Source organism: Streptomyces sp. NPDC044921 (assembly GCF_056432865.1).
This window is the reverse complement of sequence record NZ_JBWKIF010000003.1, coordinates 226,707-247,710: the sequence shown is the minus strand read 5'-3', so window position 1 is coordinate 247,710 and position 21,004 is coordinate 226,707. Positions and strand designations below refer to the sequence as shown.

General features: G+C 71.0%; 19 protein-coding genes, 1 pseudogene and 2 riboswitches. Of the genes and pseudogenes, 6 read left to right on the top strand and 14 right to left on the bottom strand.

The annotated features are described in order from the left end of the window. Positions 1–52: 52 nt before the first annotated feature. Entirely contained in the window at positions 53–1,288 is a 1,236-nt protein-coding gene (locus tag AC07DA_RS06220) for an alpha/beta hydrolase (RefSeq protein WP_479125072.1), read from the top strand. Here the strand turns inward: AC07DA_RS06220 and AC07DA_RS06215 are convergent. The 9 genes from AC07DA_RS06215 to AC07DA_RS06175 form a co-directional block, all read right to left on the bottom strand. Beyond that, a complete protein-coding gene (locus AC07DA_RS06215; RefSeq protein WP_094056288.1) occupies positions 1,179–1,853 on the bottom strand; it encodes a trimeric intracellular cation channel family protein in 675 nt (224 codons plus the stop codon). The genes AC07DA_RS06220 and AC07DA_RS06215 overlap by 110 nt on opposite strands. Before the next feature lie 64 nt (positions 1,854–1,917). Then, the gene (locus tag AC07DA_RS06210) at positions 1,918–3,057 is read right to left on the bottom strand and encodes an ABC transporter ATP-binding protein (RefSeq protein WP_479125070.1); all 1,140 of its coding nucleotides are present in this window, start codon (positions 3,055–3,057) and stop codon (positions 1,918–1,920) included. Beyond that, positions 3,054–4,136: an ABC transporter ATP-binding protein gene (locus AC07DA_RS06205; RefSeq protein WP_479125068.1), complete on the bottom strand. Its 1,083-nt coding sequence runs from the start codon at positions 4,134–4,136 to the stop codon at positions 3,054–3,056. The genes AC07DA_RS06210 and AC07DA_RS06205 overlap by 4 nt, the downstream gene beginning before the upstream one ends. After that, a complete protein-coding gene (locus tag AC07DA_RS06200; protein WP_479125066.1) occupies positions 4,133–5,143 on the bottom strand; it encodes an ABC transporter permease in 1,011 nt (336 codons plus the stop codon). Before AC07DA_RS06200 ends, AC07DA_RS06205 begins: the two co-directional genes overlap by 4 nt. A gap of 90 nt (positions 5,144–5,233) precedes the next feature. Beyond that, a complete protein-coding gene (locus AC07DA_RS06195; protein WP_479125064.1) occupies positions 5,234–7,000 on the bottom strand; it encodes an ABC transporter substrate-binding protein in 1,767 nt (588 codons plus the stop codon). An 8-nt stretch (positions 7,001–7,008) separates the two neighbouring features. Continuing rightward, entirely contained in the window at positions 7,009–8,007 is a 999-nt protein-coding gene (locus AC07DA_RS06190) for an ABC transporter permease (protein ID WP_479125062.1), read from the bottom strand. A 341-nt stretch (positions 8,008–8,348) separates the two neighbouring features. Then, complete coding sequence (locus AC07DA_RS06185) at positions 8,349–9,149, bottom strand: enhanced serine sensitivity protein SseB C-terminal domain-containing protein (RefSeq protein WP_479125060.1); 801 nt, start codon at positions 9,147–9,149, stop codon at positions 8,349–8,351. A 136-nt stretch (positions 9,150–9,285) separates the two neighbouring features. Then, the gene (locus tag AC07DA_RS06180; protein WP_479125058.1) at positions 9,286–10,074 is read right to left on the bottom strand and encodes an enhanced serine sensitivity protein SseB; all 789 of its coding nucleotides are present in this window, start codon (positions 10,072–10,074) and stop codon (positions 9,286–9,288) included. Between the two features lie 281 nt (positions 10,075–10,355). Beyond that, positions 10,356–11,024 (bottom strand): AAA family ATPase, encoded by a 669-nt coding sequence (locus AC07DA_RS06175; RefSeq protein WP_479125056.1) that lies wholly within the window; start codon positions 11,022–11,024, stop codon positions 10,356–10,358. 221 nt (positions 11,025–11,245) lie between these two features. Continuing rightward, positions 11,246–11,345, top strand: a riboswitch (glycine riboswitch). Beyond that, a riboswitch (glycine riboswitch) is annotated at positions 11,346–11,462 on the top strand. Positions 11,463–11,500: 38 nt separating this feature from the next. Between AC07DA_RS06175 and gcvT the strand changes: the two genes are divergently transcribed. The 5 genes from gcvT (at position 11,501) to AC07DA_RS06150 (ending at position 16,566) form a co-directional block, all read left to right on the top strand. Then, entirely contained in the window at positions 11,501–12,622 is a 1,122-nt protein-coding gene (gcvT, locus tag AC07DA_RS06170; protein ID WP_479125054.1) for a glycine cleavage system aminomethyltransferase GcvT, read from the top strand. Positions 12,623–12,726: 104 nt separating this feature from the next. After that, positions 12,727–13,104, top strand: coding sequence for a glycine cleavage system protein GcvH (gene gcvH, locus AC07DA_RS06165; RefSeq protein ID WP_086562694.1), 378 nt, complete (start codon positions 12,727–12,729; stop codon positions 13,102–13,104). A gap of 14 nt (positions 13,105–13,118) precedes the next feature. After that, positions 13,119–14,381, top strand: a complete 1,263-nt coding sequence (glyA, locus tag AC07DA_RS06160; RefSeq protein WP_479125052.1) for a serine hydroxymethyltransferase — start codon at positions 13,119–13,121, stop codon at positions 14,379–14,381. Positions 14,382–14,469: 88 nt separating this feature from the next. Next, positions 14,470–15,837 (top strand): L-serine ammonia-lyase, encoded by a 1,368-nt coding sequence (locus tag AC07DA_RS06155; RefSeq protein ID WP_479125050.1) that lies wholly within the window; start codon positions 14,470–14,472, stop codon positions 15,835–15,837. Between the two features lie 171 nt (positions 15,838–16,008). Then, on the top strand, positions 16,009–16,566 hold the full coding sequence (locus AC07DA_RS06150) for a glycoside hydrolase family 25 protein (RefSeq protein ID WP_479125049.1): 558 nt from the start codon (positions 16,009–16,011) through the stop codon (positions 16,564–16,566). Positions 16,567–16,577: 11 nt separating this feature from the next. Here AC07DA_RS06150 and AC07DA_RS06145 read toward each other — a convergent pair. The 5 genes and pseudogenes from AC07DA_RS06145 to AC07DA_RS06125 all read right to left on the bottom strand — a co-directional run. Further along, positions 16,578–17,255 (bottom strand): annotated as a pseudogene (locus tag AC07DA_RS06145) (NADPH-dependent F420 reductase); the annotation flags it as partial. 174 nt (positions 17,256–17,429) lie between these two features. After that, a complete protein-coding gene (locus tag AC07DA_RS06140; RefSeq protein WP_479125048.1) occupies positions 17,430–17,642 on the bottom strand; it encodes an EF-hand domain-containing protein in 213 nt (70 codons plus the stop codon). A 516-nt stretch (positions 17,643–18,158) separates the two neighbouring features. Further along, complete coding sequence (locus AC07DA_RS06135; protein ID WP_479125046.1) at positions 18,159–19,334, bottom strand: YncE family protein; 1,176 nt, start codon at positions 19,332–19,334, stop codon at positions 18,159–18,161. 110 nt (positions 19,335–19,444) lie between these two features. After that, positions 19,445–20,053, bottom strand: coding sequence for an ATP-binding protein (locus AC07DA_RS06130; RefSeq protein WP_479125045.1), 609 nt, complete (start codon positions 20,051–20,053; stop codon positions 19,445–19,447). Between the two features lie 168 nt (positions 20,054–20,221). Then, on the bottom strand, positions 20,222–20,989 hold the full coding sequence (locus AC07DA_RS06125) for an enoyl-CoA hydratase/isomerase family protein (RefSeq protein ID WP_479125043.1): 768 nt from the start codon (positions 20,987–20,989) through the stop codon (positions 20,222–20,224). Between the last annotated feature and the right edge of the window lie 15 nt (positions 20,990–21,004).

Genomic DNA, 21,004 nt, shown 5'->3' with positions numbered 1-21,004 from the left:
AGTGCCCGACTCGTCCGTAAACCTCGCGGCCGGTTCCGCCCTCTGTAGGGGCATGAGCCTCACCGGGACCCCGTTCCTCTGCACGCTGGTCGTGCTCACCGTCGTGGCCCTCGCACTGCCGCTGGCCCTGTGGTCGCGGATCCGCGGCCCCCGCCTCCTGCGGGCCGCGGCCCGCACGCTGATGCTGCTGTTCGCGCAGGGGACGGCCGTGGCGCTGGTCTTCACGCTGGTCAACAACGCCAACAGCCTGTACGACAACTGGGGCGACCTGCTCGGCACCGGCGACCACGTGCGGCAGGCGGCCGACCTGGGCCCCGACGGCACCGGCGGAATCGCGCTGAAGCGGCTGCCCGCGGTGCGCCAGTCCTTCCGGCCCGCCGCCGGGCCCGGGATGGGCGCGGCGGGCGGGGTGCGGGTCACCCAGCTCAGCGGCCGGGTGTCGGGTGTGAACGCCGAGGTGTACGTCTGGCTGCCGCCGCAGTACGACGAGCCGGCCTACCGGCACCACAGGTTCCCGGTCGTGGAACTGCTGCCCGGCTACCCCGGCTCGGCGAAGGCCTGGTTCGGCGCGCTGCACGCGCACGAACAGCTGGAACCGCTCATGCGGGACGGCCGCGTCGCCCCGTTCATCCTGGTCGCGCCCCGCACCAACCTGCTGGCCGGGGTGGACACCGGCTGCGCCAACATCCCCGGCACGGTCAACGCCGACAGCTGGCTGAGCGTCGACGTGCCGAAGATGGTCATGGACAACTTCCGCGCCCAGCCCGCCCCCCGGGGCTGGGCCGTCGCCGGCTACTCGGCCGGGGCGCACTGCGCGGCCAAGCTGGCCGTCGCCCACCCCGACCGCTACCGGGCCGCCGTCAGCCTGTCCGGCTACAACGACCCGATCGGCGAACGCGACTCGCTCGCCGCGCGGACCCCCGCGCTGCGCGACGCGAACAACCCGTTCCTGCTGCTGCGCCGTGCGCCCCTCCCGCCGCCGGTCGCCCTGTACCTCTCCGGCCAGCCGCACGACGGGTACGAGGCGGGCGTCGCGCTGGAGCGGATCGCGAAGGCCCCGACGACCGTGCACGTGGTGTACATCCCGAAGAGCGCCGGCGGGCACACCATGGCGCTGTGGCGGCCCCAGATCGTGCCCGCCTTCGCCTGGCTGACGCAGGAGACGGGCGCGGGCCCCGTCACGGCAGGACGGGCTGCTCCTCCTCGCTCACCGTCGAGCGCCGGTGCCACGCCCGCGGAGCTCGCCAGTGGAACCGCATCGCGAGCAGGCGCAGTACGAAGGCCGTGATCACCGCGAGGGCGCTGGTGAACGGGTTCAGCGCGTCGTAGCGGATGCACAGGGCGACCAGGGCGGAGCCGACGATCGCCGGGACCGCGTAGAGGTCACGGTCCCAGCGCAGCAGGGAGGGCACCTCGTTGGCGAGGACGTCGCGCAGCACACCGCCGCCGACCGCGGTGGTCAGGCCCAGGCCGGCCGAGGCGGTCAGGCCGAGCCCGTACTCGTAGGCCTTGATCGTGCCGGCGACGCAGAACAGGCCGAGACCGGCCGCGTCGAAGACGTTCACGGCGACCTGGATGCGCTCCACCTGCGGATGCAGGAAGAACACGAGCAGGGTGGCGAGGAGCGGGGTGAGGAAGTACCCCAGGTCCGTGAACGCGGCGGGCGGGACGGCCCCGATGACCAGGTCGCGGAAGAGACCGCCGCCCAGCGCGGTGACCTCGGCGAGCACGGCCATGCCGAAGACGTCGAAGTTCTTGCGCACGGCCAGCAGGGCGCCGGAGATCGCGAAGACGAAGATGCCGATCAGGTCGAGCGTGTGCTGGACGGACGGACTGAAGAGTTGCTGGAGCACACGGGCATTTTCCCCCACGGGTGAGCCCCCGCCCTGATGTGCGAGGGCGGGGGCTCGGGCGGGTTCACTTCTCCGCGGTGGCGGCGCCGCCGTTGTCCGCGGCGACCTCCTTGGCCGAGGACAGCAGCTCGGTGTCCTGCGGCTGCTGGTCCTCGAAGTTCTCCGGGTGGTGGCAGGCGACGCGCTGCCCGGCCCGCAGCTCCGCCAGCGGCGGCTCGGTCGTCCTGCAGATCTCCGTCGCCTTCCAGCACCGGGTGTGGAACCGGCAGCCGCTCGGCGGCGCGATCGGCGAGGGCACGTCGCCCTTGAGCAGGATGCGCTCGCTCTTGACGCCCCGGCGCTTGGGGTCCGGGATCGGCACGGCCGACAGCAGCGCCTTGGAGTACGGGTGCATCGGCGACTTGTAGAGCTTGTCGCGGTCGGCCAGCTCGACGATCTTGCCGAGGTACATCACCGCGATCCGGTCCGAGACGTGCCGGACCACCGACAGGTCGTGCGCGATGATCACGTAGGTCAGGCCGAGTTCCTGCTGGAGGTCGTCCAGCAGGTTCACCACCTGCGCCTGGATCGACACGTCCAGGGCGGAGACCGGCTCGTCGGCCACCACCAGCTTGGGGTTCAGCGCGAGCGCGCGGGCGATGCCGATGCGCTGGCGCTGACCGCCGGAGAACTCGTGCGGATAGCGGTTGTAGTGCTCGGGGTTGAGGCCGACCACCGACAGCAGCCGCTGGACCTCCTTCTTCACGCCGCCCTCGGGCTCGACGCCCTGGAGCCGGAAGGGGGCGCCGACGATCGTGCCGATCGTGTGCCGGGGGTTCAGCGAGGAGTACGGGTCCTGGAAGATCATCTGGACGTCGCGGCGCATCGGGCGCAGCTCGCCGGTCTTCAGGTGCGTGATGTCCTTGCCCTCGAACTCGACCGTGCCGCCGGTCGGTTCGAGCAGCCGGGTGATCAGCCGGCCCATGGTGGACTTGCCGCAGCCGGACTCGCCGACGACGCCGAGCGTCTCGCCCCTGCGGACCTCGAAGTCGATGCCGTCGACGGCCCGGACCGCGCCGGTCTGCCGCTGGAGCAGGCCCTTGCGGATCGGAAAGTGCTTCTGCAGGCCGGTCACCTTCAGCAGGACATCGCCGTCGGCGGTGGTGTCCTCGGTGAGGGTGCTGCCGCTGGTGTCCGGTTCGCTCACCGTTTTGTCGTCGCTCACAGCTTCGGCGCAATCTCTTCGGTCCAGATACGCTCCCGCTGCTCCTGGCCCAGGTGGCAGGCGGCCCAGTGCGAGCCGCCGACCTCGGTCAGCTCGGGGCGGACCGTGCGGGTGACGTCGTCCTTCGGGATGTCCGCGTACGGGCAGCGCGGGTGGAAGGCGCAGCCGGACGGGAGGTTGATCAGGGAGGGCGGCGCGCCCTTGATCGGGATGAGCCGGTCGGTCTCCTCGCGGTCCAGGCGCGGCATCGAGCCGAGCAGGCCCCAGGTGTAGGGGTGCCGGGGCGCGGAGAAGACGTCCTCGGCGGGGCCGCGCTCCACGCACCGGCCGCCGTACATGACCAGCAGGTCGTCGGCCATCTCGGCCACCACGCCCAGGTCGTGGGTGATCATGATGACCGCGGAGCCGAACTCCTTCTGCAGGTCGTGGATCAGGTCCAGGATCTGCGCCTGCACGGTGACGTCCAGGGCGGTGGTCGGCTCGTCCGCGATGAGCAGCTCGGGGTTGTTCACCAGCGCCATGGCGATCATGGCGCGCTGGCGCATGCCGCCGGAGAACTCGTGCGGGTAGCCGTCGACGCGCTTGGCGGGCTCGGGGATGCCGACCCGGTCGAGCATCTCGATCGCGCGCTGCTTGGCGGCCTTCTTGCTCACGTCGTGGTGGACGCGGTACGCCTCCACGATCTGGTGCCCGACCGTGTAGTAGGGGTGCATCGCGGACAGCGGGTCCTGGAAGATCATGGCCATCTTCCGGCCGCGCAGCCGCCGCACCTCGTCGGGATCGGCCGCGATCAGCTCCTGGCCGTCCAGCCAGACCTCGCCGGAGACGTGGGCGCGCGCCGAGCGGTGCAGGCCCATCACGCCGAGCGAGGTGACGGACTTGCCGGAGCCGGACTCGCCCACGATGCCCAGGGTCTTGCCCTTGCGCACGTCGAAGCTGACGCCGTCGACCGACTTGACCAGGCCGTCGTCGGTGTCGAAGTGGATGCGCAGGTCGCGGACGGACAGGAACACGTCGTCCGGGACGGACGGGGCGGTGGTGTCCGGTTCGCCGAGCGCGGCTTTGTCGAGCTTGCTCACGAGTACCTCACCCGGGGGTCGATGGCGGCGTACACCAGGTCGACGATCAAGTTGCAGAAGACGATGAAGAACGCGGCGACCAGGGTCACGCCCATGATGATGGGGAGGTCGTTCTGCTGGATGGACTGGACGGCGTAGGCGCCGATGCCCTGGAGCGAGAAGACGGTCTCGGTGAGGACCGCGGTGCCCACCAGGGTGCCGAAGTCCATGCCGAAGATGGTGACGATCGGGGTGAGCGCGGAGCGCAGGCCGTGCTTGGTGACGACCGTGGACTCCTTCAGGCCCTTGGCCCTGGCCGTGCGGATGTAGTCCTCGTTCATCGTCTCCAGCATGCCCGCCCGGGTGAGCCGGGCGTACAGCGCGGAGAACAGGAAGGCGAGGCTGACCCAGGGCAGCACCAGGTGCCAGGCCCACTCGGCCGGATTCTCGGTGAACGGGACGTAGTCGACGCTGTCCCAGATGGGGATCTCGTAGACGAACAGCGCGAGCAGGATCTGGCCGGTGAAGAAGATCGGCAGCGAGACGCCGGCGAGGGCGACGAACATGGCGCCGCGGTCGATCGGCTTGCCCTTGCGGAGCGCCGAGACGACGCCCGTGGTGACACCGAAGACCACCCAGATCACCGCCGCGCCGACGGCCAGCGAGAAGGAGACGGGGATCCGCTCGAGAAGCTGGGGCCACACCTCGACGTGATTCTTGAAGGAGTAGCCGAAGCAGGGGGCGCTGCAGTGCGTCGCGTCGGGTCCGAACCGGTAGTCGGCGCCCGCCACGAGGCCCTTGATGAAGTTCCAGTACTGCTCGTAGACGGGCTGGTCCAGGCCCAGGTTCTTCTTGATCGCGGCGACGGACTCGGGGTTCGCGTCCTTGCCGACGTACTGGGTGGCCAACTGGTCGGCCGTCTGGCCCCCGAGGCGGGGTACCAGGAAGAAGATGGCGAAGGTGACTGCGCTGACCACCAGCAGCAACAGCACCGCGCCCATGACGCGTCGGAGGATGTACGCAGCCACAGCTGTACGGCCCCGGGTGGCCGCGGCGGGATCGTCCGCCGCGGCCACCCGGTGCCTTCACCTGCCTTTCGAAAGGTTCCGGCCTGCTGATTACTTCGAGGAGCTCATCAGCAGGTAGTCGTACATGCCGAGGTAGGCCTGCGTGACCGTGACGTTGTTGGCGGACGCCGGCCGGAGCAGCAGGTTCTTGCGGTAGATCAGCGGGACGACCGAGGCGTTGTCGAGGACCATCTTGTCGATGTCGCCCCAGGCCTTGGTGCGGGCCGCGTCGTCGGTGTTGGCGATCGCGTCCGTCAGGGCCTTGTTGATCTTCGGGTCGTCCAGCTCCATCAGGTTGTTGCCGCCCGAGGGCTTGATGGCCGCGCCGTTGACGATCTGGTCGAGGAAGCCGTAGCCGGTCGGCCAGTCGGCGCCCCACGCCATCGAGAGCATGCCGAGCTTGTTCTCGTGGACGTAGGACGGGACACCGGCGAAGTTGGAGAAGTACTTGCCGGAGGGGAACTGCTTGATCTCGACGTTGATGCCGACCTTCTTCAGCGACGCCTGGACGGCCGTGGCGGCCGCGACCTCGGCGGGCCGGTCCGAGCGGGCCGTGAGGATCGTGTTGAAGCCGTTCGGCTGGCCGCATGCCTTCAGCTCGGCCTTGGCCTTGGCGGCGTCACCCTTGTGACCCTCGGTCGCGTAGGTGTCGAACTTGGTGTAGCCGTTGACCGACGGCGGCAGCAGCGTGGTCGCCACGTCGCCCTTCGGCGAGCCGCCCATCGCGTCCAGGACGGACTGCTTGTCGAGACCCCACTGGACGGCCTTGCGGCAGTGCTCGTTGTCGAACGGCTTCACGTTGACGTTGAGCGCGATGTACTGCGTGGCGCCCGCGTAGGAGCTGTCCGTCTGGTTGGCGAGCTTGCCGCGCAGGACCTTCGGCTGGGTCTGCGGCTGCACACCGGTGCCGGCCGCGTCAGCCGTGATCTTGTCGGAGATCAGGTTGTTGTCGACCGTGACCGGGTTGACCTTGAACTTGATCGTGATCTTGTCCGGCAGCGCCTTGCGGATCGGGTCCGTCTTGGGGTCCCAGTTCTTGTTGCGCACGAGGGTGGCGCCGCGGCCCTCCTCGTAGGACTGGAACTGGTACGGGCCGGTGGACTGGATGGCCTGCACGTACTTCGCGCCGGTGTCCTTCGCCTTCGGCACGGGCGCCGTCTGCGAGAACGTCGCCAGGTAGTCGAAGTCGGCGAACGGCTGCTTCAGCTTGAAGACGATCGTGCGGTCGTCCGGCGTCTCGATGGACTTGATGCCGTCGGCCGACTTGTCCTTGTACGGACCCTGGTACTTGTCGCCGCCCTCCAGGTAGGCCTTGAAGTACGTCGGGCCGTTGGACAGGGCCTCGGGCGCGAAGTTGGAGCGCTCGATGGCGTACTTGACGTCCTTGGACGTCACCGGGGTGCCGTCCTGGAACTTCACTCCGGCACGCAGCTTGTACGTCCAGGTCTTGGCGTCCGGGCTGGACTTGCCGAGGGACTCGGCGAGGTCCGGCACGACCGTGAGGCCTTCCTTGCCCGCCGCCGGCTTGAACGTGGTGAGCGTCCGGCCGTAGAGGCGGGAGAAGTTCTGGACCCAGCCGTAGTACGTGTTGCCCGGGTCGAGGGAGTCCGGCACGTCCGAGTGCTCGTACGTGACCGTCCCTCCCTTCTTGTCCGACGCGTTGACGATCGAGTTCAGCGCGGCGTCCTTCTTGCCGTTGCCTCCCCCGTCGTTGTCGTCACCACCGCCGCCGCACGCGGCAGCTCCCAGCGACAGTGCCAGGACCGACGCAACGCCGGCGGTCACCCTTCTCGTCTTCACCTGAGGAAGCCCCCTCATTCGATGGATCACTTGCTGCGAGGGTCGAGGGCGTCACGCAGCCCGTCACCCAGCAGGTTGAAGGCCAGGACGGTGATGAAGATCGCCAGTCCGGGCACGAACATGTACTGCGGATCAGCCGTGTAGAGATCCACAGCGTTGCTGAGCATGCCGCCCCAGGAGGCCTGCGGCGGAGCGATACCGACGCCGAGGAAGCTCAGCGCGGCCTCGAACAGGATGTTCGTCGGGATGATCAGCGTCGCGTAGACGAGGATCGGCGCGACGAGGTTCGGGAGGAGCTCCCGGAACAGGATGTACGGGCCGCGCGCCCCGAGGCTCGTGGAGGCCTCGATGAACTCCCGCTTGCGCAGGGTCATGGTCTGCGCCCGCACGATCCGGCCGATGTACGGCCAGCTGAAGAAGCCGATCACGAAGATCAGCACGCAGATGCGCAGCGGCAGGCCGTCGAGACCGAAGAACCCGTCCTGCACGGAGGCGGAGATCGAGATGGCGAACAGCAGCAGCGGGAAGGCGAGGAAGGTGTCCATCAGCCTGCTGATGATGCCGTCCACCCAGCCGCCGTAGTACCCGGCGATCACGCCGAGCACGGTGCCGATGCACACGGACAGCAGCGTGGCGCCGCCCGCGACCAGCAGGGAGACCCAGGAGCCGTCGATGATGCGGGCGAGCATGTCGCGGCCGTACTGCGGGTCCACGCCGAGCGGGTGGTCCCAACTCATGCCGCCCCAGCCGCCCTTGGGGGCGAGCAGCGCGGGGTCGATGAGGTCCTGGTTGAACTTGTTGGGATCGAGGTTGAAGATCCACTGGATCGGCTTGGAGAACACCGCCATCAGCACGAGCAGGACGACGACGACGCCGCCGGCCATCGCCACCTTGTCCCGCTTGAAGCGCATCCAGGCGATCTGGGTGAGCGAGCGCCCTTCGATCTGGCTCTTCTTGACCCCGGAGAGCACGGCCTCGGGCTGTGCTCCGGCTTCCGCCCCGGTGGTCTCGATCGGTGCGGTCACGGTGCGATTGACCCCTCTCGGGCCGGCGATCGCCTAGCCCCTGGCTGCCGCTGTAGCGGTTTTGTTTGTCTCGTACACGAGACCGACCGGCCCGTGTCTTGCCGGGAGTCTTCAACGCTTTGGCGATCTGTTGCCAGACTTGGCGGTGAAAGGATGCGTAAACGTGATGCTGTCTGCGGGGTTCCGTTATCCGGACAACGGGTAACAGGGGTCGGACACGCTGAGCTAGGGGCATTTTACGACATAAGCGCTCATTCCACCCTTATCTACGCGCGGAGAGGTGAGCTGTCGTCACCTTCGCGCGGGGGTGCGGAACCGGCCCCGACCGGGTGCCGGACGGCTCAGTACCTGCCCTGGGCGGGCGGGTAGCCGTAGCCGGAGGCGGGGGCCTGGACGGGGGCCGTCGCGTGGGCCTCGCGGTCGTAGAAGGGGCGGGCGTTCGCGCGCAGCCACATGGCGACCGGGTCGTGGGCGTCGGACATGGCGACGGTGGAGACGGGGAGCCCGTCGGGGACGGCGCCGAGGGACTGCTGCATCATCGCGCGCACGGAGTCCACGGCCTGCGGCGAGGTGTCGTACACGTCCAGTCCGATGGCCAGGTACGGCGCGCCCAGCGCGGGCTGCACCCAGGCGCGGCGCAGCGAGCGGACGGCCGGGGTACGGTGCGCGTTCTGCGCGAGCAGGGCGTAGAACTGCGGGACCTCGATGGCCGGTTCGGACAGCCGCAGCGGTCCGGCGGGCTGGCGGTCCAGGCCCGTGGCGATCCGGCGCAGGTCGAGCCAGGGGATGCCGACGCCGCCGCCCGGGGCGTGCGGGTTGAGCCAGAGACCGTAGTGGTCGGGGTAGAGGGCGCGGGCCACGTCGACGCCGTCGACCACCTCGTACGAGCGGTTCCAGCCGCTGGCCGAGAGCTCCTGGGCGGAGGTGACGCAGGGCGCGTAGCCGTAGCCGTCGACCTCCATGTTCCCGTACTGGGCGTCCGGTGATCCGGCCTGGCCGTGCCACAGGAGCATCCAGATCCGGCCGGTGTGCGGGGTGGCGAGCGCGCGCAGGAGAGCCTCGTAGGCGTCGTAGCGCCCGGGCGTGACCTGGCGCAGCATGTGCTCGACCTGTCCGGCCGCGGCCGTGCCGCTCGCGCTCACCTTTACCGCCCCTTCGTACAACGCCTCGACCGTGACCTAGCTTAAGCCCGCGCGGGCGCCCGGACCCGGTGCCGGTTCGCGGGTCCGCCCCGTGCGTGGCCGGTCGCGCGGTCCCCGCGCCCCCGAGGTCGGTGACCTATCGCTGGTAGAAGGGCCGGACCCGGTTCCTCATCCACTCCCCCACGGGATCCTCCGCGACGTCCAGCAGTACCAGGTTGACCGGCCACGGGGCGGGGGACCTGGTCACCGCCCGGGTCAGGGCGTCCAGGGGCAGGGCCCGCAGGTCGCCTTCCCACTGGGAGAGTTCGACGCCCACGAACATCACGGGGTCGGCGGTCTCGATCGCGGCGAGGCAGCGGCGGGCGCTGAGCACGACGCCGGTCGCCTCGAACTCGGCGGAGGCGGCGGCGAGGAAGTCCACCGGGTCGTCCTGCCAGTCGGGTTCGAAGAGGCGGACCCGGCCGCCGCTCGCGGGACCGTCCAGCGGGGTCCGGCCGGCCCGGCACAACTCGGCGACGGCGGGCGGCGGCAGGGGTATGCCGACCACGCCGCCGGGGTTGACGACGATCCCCGCGTGCGGGGGCAGGCCGCGGGCGAACTCCACGGCGGGCGCGATGGTGTACGCCATGTGCGAGCCGGCGACCTGGCGGAACTGCTCCTCCGAGCTGAACACCGGGACGAAGGCCTGGCCGTCGATCTCGACGGCGGGCAGGTCGAGGGGCCCGCTGTGCGGGCCGCCGCCGCTGGGCAGCGGGACCCAGACGAAGCTCCGGCCGAGCACCTCGACGATCCGCCCGCCGGCCGCGGGCCCGGCGCCGAGGGCGGCCGAGAGCACCTCCTCCAGCTCGTTGCCGGGCCAGCCACCGTGCGGGTGGGTCTGCGTCTGCGCCGGGAAGTCCGCGGAGAAGTCCGCCGGGAAGTCCATCTGCCTACCGCCTGCCTGAAACCACTGCTGAGGCTGCAAAGGCTAACGGCTCGGGAAGCGGGAGTGACCGGGCCGGACGGGACGGCGCGCGTCCCGGGCCCGGTCCCCGGCCCGCTCTCCCGGGTCCGCCGCGCCGACCGGGGCGGAGGCCCTGCCCCCTCCGTACGGCGCGGCGTCCGGCCGTCGTGCCGTCGTTCCCGCGCGCACCGCACCCGGGGCCTGTCACCCCGCACGGCAGCAGGAAACCCGAGCCACCGCGGGCGAGTCCCGGCTGCCGGTGGTCACCCGGTGAAGCAGATGCGGCGAAGCGCGTCGGCCGCTGCGCGGTCGGCCAGGACGGCCGAGCCGCAGCCGGAGGGGAGGTCGCCCTGTTCGACGGAGCGCAGCAGGCGGGCGGTGGCCGCGCGGTGGCGCGCGAACGCGTAGCGCGAGACGCCGCGGCCGCGGTCGCGCTGGCCCGCCAGGGCCTGTTCGGGGGTGACGTCGAGGAGGAGCAGGTGCAGGGTGCCGCCCCGGCGGCGGGCCTCGCGGGCGAGCCAGCGGCGGACCCACGCCTGGGTGCCGCAGTCGTGCACCACGATCCCCTCACCCGTGCGCAGCGCGCGCCACAGCCCCGCGTAGTGCGCGAGGCGGACCAGCGGGCGGTAGGCCGCGTACGGCAGGAAGCCCGGCATGCGGTGCTCCCAGCGGTCGCGGGTGTCCTGGGAGTCGACGCGCCGGCCCGGGACGGTACGCCGCATGAGCGTGGACTTGCCGCTGCCGGGCAGACCCGTGACCACGACGATGTCCCGGGGACCGAACAGCAGCGCGTGCGGGCCGCGGCCGGGGCGGTCGCGCAGATCGCGGACGACGGGCGCCGGCACCGGGCCGCGGACCGCCCGGGCCGGAACGGCCGGCTGCTCGGGCAGCGCGATGCCCGTGGTCGTGGCGTACGCCCTGGTCCTGTTCACCGTGATCGTCCTCCCCTGGGGCCAGGTACGGAGTCCCATCCCCGCCGAGTGTAAAGAGAAGGTAATGCCGCAGGCCTCTCATTTCCGTACTCTTCCTGCAACAGGGCTGCTACAGGTCGCTGTGTCCGGCGGCTGGACTCGCGCACTCCCTGTGAAAGGTCCCCCTGCCGCGCCGGAAGGATGCGTGCAATGATGTGCGCGCCAACTGCATACCGGCCGTTTGAATCCGCGCGGGAGAGTCCCCAGCACCGCTGACGCTGGGGCGCCGAAGGAGCAAGTCCCTCCCTTGAATCTCTCAGGCCCCGTTACCGCGCGGGCGAGGCACATCTGAAAAGCGGGCCCGTCCCTGCCCCGGCAGGGCGGCTCCACCCAAGGTGCAAGCCATGGACCAGCGCGGTCATGGCGAACCTCTCAGGTTCCGATGACAGATGGGGAGGACCGACCTCGCCCGTCATTGCCCTGGGAGACGACCGACTGTGAGCAGTACAGGAGAACTCCGTCACACCGCGCTCGATGCCCTGCATCGCTCGCTCGGCGCGACGATGACCGACTTCGCCGGCTGGGACATGCCCCTGCGCTACGGCTCCGAGCGCGACGAGCACCTCGCCGTGCGCACGAAGGCCGGGCTGTTCGACCTCTCCCACATGGGCGAGATCACCGTCACCGGCCCGCAGGCCGCCGCCCTGCTCGACTACGCCCTGGTGGGCAACATCGGCGCGGTGAAGCCGGGCCGCGCCCGCTACACCATGATCTGCCGGGCCGACGGCGGCATCCTCGACGACCTGATCGTCTACCGGCTGGGCGAGAGCGAGTACATGGTCGTCGCCAACGCCTCCAACGCCCAGGTCGTCCTGGACGCGCTGACCGAGCGCGCCGCCGGCTTCGACGCCGAGGTGCGCGACGACCGGGACGCCTACGCGCTGATCGCCGTCCAGGGCCCGGAGTCCCCCGGCATCCTGAAGTCCCTCACCGACGCCGACCTGGACGGGCTGAAGTACTACGCGGGCCTGCCCGGCACGGTCGCCGGGGTGCCGGCCCTGATCGCCCGCACCGGATACACCGGCGAGGACGGCTTCGAGCTGTTCGTGCAGCCGGAGCACGCCGTCGAGCTGTGGCAGGCGCTGACCAAGGCCGGCGAGGGCGCCGGGCTGGTCCCGTGCGGGCTGTCCTGCCGCGACACGCTGCGCCTGGAGGCCGGCATGCCGCTGTACGGGCACGAGCTGACCACCTCCCTGACGCCCTTCGACGCCGGTCTCGGCCGTGTGGTGAAGTTCGAGAAGGAGGGCGACTTCGTGGGCCGGGAGGCCCTGAAGGAGGCCGCCGCCCGGGCCAAGCAGAACCCGCCGCGGGTGCTCGTCGGCCTGGTCGCCGAGGGCCGCCGCGTCCCGCGCGCCGGGTACGCGGTCGTCGCGGGCGGCGAGGTGATCGGCGAGGTCACCTCCGGCGCCCCCTCCCCCACCCTGGGCAAGCCGATCGCCATGGCCTACGTCGACCCCGCGCACGCCGCGCCCGGCACGTCCGGTGTGGGTGTGGACATCCGGGGCAGTCACGAGCCGTACGAGGTCGTGGCGCTGCCGTTCTACAAGCGGCAGAAGTAGACACTGGCCGTGGGCCGCCGCCGGTGCGGCCCGGCCACGCTCGTCCCAGCTCACCAGCAGTCCCCCTTTCACAGCACTCCCGCGCGTACAGGAGAATCCAGGCCATGAGCAACCCCCAGCAGCTGCGCTACAGCAAGGAGCACGAGTGGCTGTCGGCCGCCGAGGACGGCGTGTCGACGGTCGGCATCACGGAGCACGCGGCCAACGCGCTCGGCGACGTGGTCTTCGTCCAGCTCCCCGAGGTCGGTGACACGGTGTCCGCGGGTGAGACCTGCGGCGAGCTGGAGTCGACCAAGTCGGTGTCCGACCTGTACTCCCCGGTCTCCGGTGAGGTCACCGAGGTCAACGAGGACGTCGTGAACGACCCGTCGCTGGTGAACTCGGCCCCCTTCGAGGGCGGCTGGTTGTTCAAGGTGCGGGTCACGGACGAGCCGGGCGACCTGCTCTCCGCCGACGAGTACACCGCGTTCTCCGCCGGCTGAGGGGTCGTAGCCGTATGTCCGTCCTGAACACCCCCCTGCACGAGCTCGACCCGGCCGTGGCCGCCGCGGTCGACGCCGAGCTGCACCGCCAGCAGTCCACGCTCGAGATGATCGCCTCGGAGAACTTCGCCCCGGTCGCGGTCATGGAGGCGCAGGGCTCGGTCCTCACCAACAAGTACGCCGAGGGCTACCCGGGCCGCCGCTACTACGGCGGCTGCGAGCACGTCGACGTGGTCGAGCAGATCGCGATCGACCGCGTGAAGGAGCTGTTCGGCGCCGAGCACGCCAACGTGCAGCCCCACTCCGGCGCGCAGGCCAACGCGGCCGCGATGTTCGCGCTGCTCAAGCCGGGCGACACGATCATGGGCCTGAACCTCGCCCACGGCGGTCACCTGACCCACGGCATGAAGATCAACTTCTCCGGCAAGCTCTACGACGTCGTCGCCTACCACGTGGGCGAGGACGGCCGGGTCGACATGGCCGAGGTCGAGCGGCTGGCCAAGGAGTCCCGGCCGAAGCTGATCGTCGCCGGCTGGTCGGCGTACCCGCGGCAGCTGGACTTCGCCGAGTTCCGCCGGATCGCCGACGAGGTCGGCGCGTACCTGATGGTCGACATGGCGCACTTCGCCGGGCTCGTCGCCGCCGGGCTGCACCCCAACCCGGTGCCGCACGCGCACGTGGTCACCACCACGACCCACAAGACCCTCGGCGGCCCGCGCGGCGGTGTGATCCTCTCCACGGCCGAACTGGCCAAGAAGATCAACTCCGCTGTCTTCCCCGGTCAGCAGGGCGGCCCGCTGGAGCACGTGATCGCCGCCAAGGCCGTCGCCTTCAAGGTCGCCGCCACGGAGGACTTCAAGGAGCGCCAGCGCCGTACGCTGGAGGGAGCCCGCATCCTGGCCGAGCGTCTGGTGAAGGACGACGTCCGGACCGTGGGCGTGGACGTCCTGTCCGGCGGCACGGACGTGCACCTGGTCCTGGTCGACCTGCGCGACTCCGAGCTGGACGGGCAGCAGGCCGAGGACCGGCTCCACGAGATCGGCATCACCGTCAACCGCAACGCGATCCCGAACGACCCGCGTCCACCGATGGTGACCTCCGGTCTGCGGATCGGCACCCCGGCCCTGGCCACCCGCGGTTTCGGCGCCGAGGCCTTCGCCGAGGTCGCGGACGTCATCGCCGAGGCGCTGAAGCCGTCGTACGACGCGGAGGCCCTCAAGGCCCGGGTGAAGGCCCTGGCCGACCGGCACCCGCTGTACCCGGGCCTCGACAAGTAACGAAGAAACCTTTCGGGCGCCGCGCCGGCCACAAGCGGGCGCGGCACCCACCCCCTTGGCACCACCCCCGTAGTCAGGAGTTCCCCCCGTGGCCATCTCGGTCTTCGACCTGTTCTCGATCGGCATCGGCCCGTCCAGCTCCCACACCGTCGGGCCGATGCGCGCGGCCGGCCTGTTCGCCCGGCGGCTGCGCAACGAGGAGCTCCTGGGGTCCGTCGCCTCGGTCCGCGCGGAGCTGTACGGCTCGCTCGGCGCCACCGGCCACGGCCACGGCACGCCCAAGGCGGTCCTGCTCGGCCTGGAGGGCGACTCCCCGCGCACGGTGGACGTGGAGACCGCCGACGAGCGGGTGGAGGCGATCAGGGCCGGCGGCCGGCTGAACCTGCTCGGCGAGCACGAGATCGCCTTCTCCTTCGACGACGACATGGTCCTGCACCGCCGCAAGGCCCTGCCCTACCACGCCAACGGCATGACCCTGTGGGCGTACGACGCCTCGGGCGCCCAGCTGCTGACCAAGACCTACTACTCGGTGGGCGGCGGGTTCGTCGTCGACGAGGACGCGGTCGGCGCGGACCGCATCAAGCTCGACGACACCGTCCTCAAGTACCCCTTCCGCACGGGCGACGAGCTGCTGCGCCTGGCCCGGGAGACCGGTCTGTCCATCTCGGCGCTGATGCTGGAGAACGAGCGGGCCTGGCGCACCGAGGAGGAGATCCGCGAGGGGCTGCTGGAGATCTGGCGCGTGATGCAGGCCTGCGTGGCGCGCGGCATGTCCCGCGAGGGCATCCTGCCCGGCGGTCTGAAGGTGCGCCGCCGGGCCGCCAACACCGCCCGCAAGCTCCGCTCCGAGGGCGACCCGCAGGCCCTGTCCATGGAGTGGATCACCCTCTACGCGATGGCCGTGAACGAGGAGAACGCGGCCGGCGGCCGGGTCGTCACCGCCCCGACGAACGGCGCGGCCGGCATCATCCCGGCGGTGCTGCACTACTACATGAACTTCGTGCCGGGCGCCGACGAGGAGGGCGTGGTCCGCTTCCTGCTCGCGGCGGGCGCGATCGGCATGCTGTTCAAGGAGAACGCCTCCATCTCCGGCGCCGAGGTCGGCTGCCAGGGCGAGGTCGGCTCGGCCTGCTCCATGGCCGCGGGCGCGCTGGCCGAGGTGCTCGGCGGTTCGCCCGAGCAGGTGGAGAACGCCGCCGAGATCGGCATGGAGCACAACCTCGGGCTCACCTGCGACCCGGTCGGCGGCCTGGTCCAGATCCCGTGCATCGAGCGCAACGGCATGGCGGCGGTCAAGGCCGTCACCGCCGCCCGCATGGCGATGCGCGGCGACGGTTCGCACAAGGTGTCCCTGGACAAGGTCATCAAGACGATGAAGGACACGGGCGCGGACATGTCCGTGAAGTACAAGGAGACGGCCCGGGGCGGGCTGGCGGTGAACATCATCGAGTGCTGAGCCGCTCCCGGGCGCTGTCCGCCGTGGCGGAACTCGCGGACCGGGTCACCGCAACCGCGGCCGGCTCCCCGCCCCTCCGGAGGTGACGTTCGCACGCCGGGCCACAGCAGCCCGTGCCATCGTGGTGGGCACCGACTCCCCCACCCCCACCAGCACTTCACGGAGCCCCCCATGCTGCGCGGCATAGACGTGAGCGCCTACCAGTCCTCCTCCTACTCCACCGAGGGCCTGTCCTTCGTGTTCGTCAAGGCGACCGAAGGGCGGTCCTACGTGAACCCGAAGCTCGCCGCCCAGACCCGGCGGGCGCGCGACGCCGGGCTGGTCGTCGGCTTCTACCACTTCCTGTGGCCCGGCAACCTCACCGCCCAGGCCGAGTACTTCCTCGGCAAGGCCCCGGACCGGGCGGGCGACATCCTCGCCGTCGACTGGGAGACCACCGGCGACGGGACGCACGCCACCAACGCGGAGAAGGACCGGTTCCTGCGGAAGCTGAAGGAACTCCGGCCGCACCATCGCGTGGTGCTCTACTGCAACCGGCACTTCTGGCTCACCGTCGACACGAGCTCCTACGCCGGCGACGGGCTGTGGATAGCCGACTACGTCTCCGCGGGCAAGCCCCGCATCAAGGCGAAGTGGCGCTTCCACCAGTACACCGACGACCCGCTGGACAAGAACGTCGCCGACTTCGACAGCCGGGCGGCGCTGCGGAAGTGGGCCGCGGACGCCTGATGTCCGCCGGTCTAGCCGCGGAAGTCCGCCGTGCGCTCCGGGGACGCCTCCGCCAGGGCCTTGGTGATCTCCTCGACTCCGCCGCGCAGGCCGTAGACCGGGGTGCCGGGCTGCTGGCGCCAGGAGTCGTCGAGCCCGCCCGCGTCGACCGTGTCAAAACCGAGTTCCTCGATGAGGTCGCGCACCTTCCGCTTGGCCGCCTCGTCGTCGCCGGCCACCGGGAGGGCCAGGCGGTCGGGGTCGCCGGCCGGGCGGTGCCGGTCCACGATGTCCTGGGCGTAGGTGCCGTTGAAGGCCTTGACGACGGGGTGGCCGAGCTGCCGTTCGGTCCAGCGGCTCTCGGTGAGGCCGTCGTCCTCGATCCCGACGATCCTGCCGTCGCGCTGCCGGGGGTAGTAGTTGCCCGTGTCGATGACCGCGACGCCCTCCGCCGCGCCGTCGAGCACGCCGGACGGCAGCTCCGGGACCGCCTTCAGGGGGATGGTCACCACGACGACCTCCGCGCCCCGCGCGGCCTCCTCGACCGGTACCGGTGTCGCGCCGGTCTCCTCCGCCAGGGCGGTGAGGGTGTGCGGCCCGCGGGAGTTGGCGACGGACACGTCGTGGCCGAGGGCGGTGAGCCGCCGGGTCAGGTTGCCGCCGATGTTGCCCGCTCCGATGATGCCGATCTTCATGGCCTCGCCCTTCCGGGGTGGATAGCGCCTTGCGGATCCTTGTGACCCGCGTCAACCTCCGGTGCCGGCGGACTATTCCGCGTTCGCGGCGGGCGCGAACGGGTCCCGCGGCTCCCGGCGGGCCCGGCACGGCGAGGGGCCCGGTCCGTGCGGGCACGGACCGGGCCCCTTCGCGCACGCGCGCGTGGCCTACTTGTTCAGGTAGGCCCAGAACTCGTCGAAGCTCAGCTTCTTGTCGCCGTCCAGGTCGCGGGCCTTGATGACGACCTCGGCGACCGACTCGGTGACGTTCCAGTCACCCGACTGGGCCAGGGCGGTCTTGAACTCGGCAGCGGTGATGAATCCGTCACCGTCCGTATCGATCCGCTCGAACTGCTTGCGTGCTTCCTCGATGTCCGCCACCGATCGCCCCTCGTCTCGTGCTGTACGTCGTACTGACGCAGGTCAGATTAACGGGCCGCTCGGGCTTCCAGTGCGGCGGGCAGCCGCTCCAGTACGGCGGCGGGGTCGGCCGTGTCCAGCGGACCGTCCAGCCCCGGGCCGGCCTCCGGTGAGCCGGGGGCGGTGCCCCGCCGGCGGGCATCGGCGCCCCGTTGCGCGAGGCGCCGGGAGATCCGCAGGGACGCCCCGGCGGGCGCGTCGTGGCCGTGGTCGGCCGTGTTGGCCTCGGCGACCTCGCGCGTCTCGGCCCGGAAGTCCGGGTCCCCGTGGCATCTCGGCCGGCTCCGGCCAGGCGTCCACCTGCTCGGGCGCCGGTTCCTCGGGCAGGCCGGCGGCGGTGCCCCGCGTCCGAGCGCGGATCACCGGGTCCGCCGTGTCCGGCGACGGGGGTCCGGACCCTCCAGCAGCCGGGGACCCAAGGCGCGGGCCCGGCTCCCGAGGGGCGGGGCCGCCGCGGTCGGTGGCGGGCGACGGGGGTCAGCGGAAGACGCCCGTGTGCCCGAGGGAGTAGCGGCCGGGCTGGGGGTAGACCGCGAGGCCGTGCGGGCCGCTGCCGACGGGGATGCGGGCGAGCTGGGTGCCGGTGCGGGTGTCGATGGCGTACACCTCGGCGTCGTAGCGGCCGGAGAGCCAGAGCACCTTTCCGTCGGCGGAGACGCCGCCCATGTCGGGGCTGCCGCCGTCGGGCAGCCGCCATTTCCTGGTGAGCTTGTTCCGCGTGAAGTCGAAGACGGAGACGGTGCCCTCGCCGCGGTTGGACACGTACATCTCGCGCGAGTCGCGGCTGACGTAGAGGCCGTGGCAGCCCTTGCCGGTGGGCAGCAGGGTCGGTTCGGCGAACGTGTCGCCGTCCAGGACCCACATGCCGTGGGCCATCATGTCGGCGATGTAGAACCTCTTGCCGTCGGGGGAGAGCTTCACGTCCTGCGGCATGGCGCCCTCCAGCGGCAGCCGCTGCTGGCCGACGACCTCCATCTTCTCGGTGTCGACCTTGAGCAGTTCGCCGCTGAACTCGCAGGAGACGATGAAGTAGCGCCCGTCGAGGGAGAAGTCGGCGTGGTTGACGCCGTAGCAGGAGACCGGGACGGTCTTCTTCACGGCCATGGTGTGCGGGTCGCGGAAGACCAGTTCGCGGTCGAGGGAGGCCATGACGACGGCGTACTTGCCGTGGGGCGTGAAGTAGAGGTTGTAGGGGTCGTGCACCTCGACCTCCTTGCCCGCCTTGCCGGTCTTCGGGTCGATCGGGGTGAGGGTGTGGCCGCGGTTGTTGTTGACCCAGAGGGTCTTCAGGTCCCAGGAGGGCACGACGTGCTGCGGCTGCCGGCCCACGGGGATGGTCTCGATGACCTCGTACGTCTTCGGGTCGATGACGGAGACCGTGTCGGACTCGGTGTTGGGGACGTAGACCCGGGACGGGAAGTCCTTGACCACGGGGGACAGCTTGCCCGGGCGGTCGGCCGCGTACACGTCCTGCGGGTCGAGGACGGGCGGCATGCCGGGCAGGCCCTCGACGGGCTTCTTCTCGGGCGGGGCGGGCACGGCGGCCTTGGTGCCGCGCGCCTCGGAGGTCCGCTCGCCGTCCGTGCCGCAGGCGGCGAGGACGGCGAGGGCGGCACCCGTGACCAGGGTGCTTCTGACGAGGTGACGGTGCATTCCATCATTTAACGGGCGCACGGCACAGAAACGTCCGATTCGCCCGATCGACGGCCGGGTGAGCCCGCCGCGCGGACCGGCGGCCCCGGCCGGACCGGCGGCCCCGGCCGTCAGCGGTCGGCGACCCGCATCTCGAACCAGGTGGTCTTCCCGCGGGGCAGCAGATCGACCCCCCAGCGGTCGGCCAGCTTGTCGACGAGGAATAGGCCCCGGCCGCTGACGTCCATCTCCTGCACCGGCATCAGGCACGGCAGCCCGCGGGAGGGGTCGCGGACCTCGACGCGGATCCAGCCCCGGCGGCGGTGCAACCGGAGCCCGAAGACGCGGGCGCCCGTGTGGCGCACGGCGTTGCCGACCAGTTCGGAGACGAGCAGGACGGCGTCCTCCGTGGTCTTGGGCGTGAGCCCCCAGTGCCGCAGGACCACGACCTGGGTGAGGCGGCGCGCGGTGGCGGCGGACTCGGGGCGGGACGGCAGTGGAACCTCTGCCTCCGTCGGATTGCCGTACAACTCCAGCGCCTTCAGCGCGTGTTCGTCCTCGACGGTCGGCGACCAGCGCGCCGCGGCCGCATGAGCGTGTCCCCGCGGCTGTTCCATACCCTCCAGCCCCGCCATGCCCCCATCATGGCCGCCCGGGCCGCGCGCCGGGGCCGTTCCCGGGGAATACGCCCGGGAGGGCGGACCGAGGACCGGCGGGCGTCCGTCATATGCCAGAGACACCCCGGCCTGGTCCGCACCCGGGCTGACCTGCTGGAACGGACCATTCCGGGCCAATCGGCGGACTCCCTCGATCCGGCGTGCTTAAGGTTGCCTTAAGGCTGCCATAAACCGCTCCTTCGAGGGACCCGGATCAGACACGGCGTCAATTGCAACCCCCTGGAGGGATGTTCAGAGGAACTTCGCCTTGCCGGGCCCCTCCTCCACGAAGCTGCGCATCCCGCGCTCGCGGTCCTCGGTGGCGAACAGGCCCGCGAACCAGCTCCGTTCGATCGCGAGGCCCGTGTCGATGTCCGTCTCCAGGCCCGTGTCGACCGACTCCTTGGCGGCACGCAGCGCGAGGGCCGGGCCCTGGGCGAGCTTCGCGGCCCAGGCGTGCGCCTGCGCGTAGACCTCGCCGGGGGGCACGACCCGGTCGACCAGGCCGATCTCCTTCGCCTCGTCCGCCTTGACCATCCGGCCCGTGAAGATGAGGTCCTTGGCCTTGGCGGGGCCGACCAGGCGGGCCAGGCGCTGGGTGCCGCCGGCGCCGGGGATCAGGCCGAGCAGGATCTCCGGCTGGCCGAGCTTGGCGTTCTCGCCGGCGATGCGGTAGTCCGCGCAGAGCGCGAGCTCGCAGCCGCCGCCCAGGGCGTAGCCCGTCACGGCCGCGACGACCGGCTTGGGGATGCGGGCCACGGCCGTGAAGGAGTCCTGCAGGGCCCGGGCGCGCAGGACCATCGCGGTGTGGTCCATCGCCTGCATCTCCTTGATGTCCGCGCCGGCCGCGAACACCTTCTCCCCGCCGTAGACCACCACGGCCCGCACGTCCTCGCGGCGCGCGGCCTCCTCGGCGAGTTCCTTCAGCCGGTCCTGGGTGGCGATGTCCAGCGCGTTCATGGGCGGTCGGTCCAGCCGGAGCGTGCCGACGCCTTCAGCGACTTCCAGAGAGATGGTCATGGGCAGCAGGTTAAC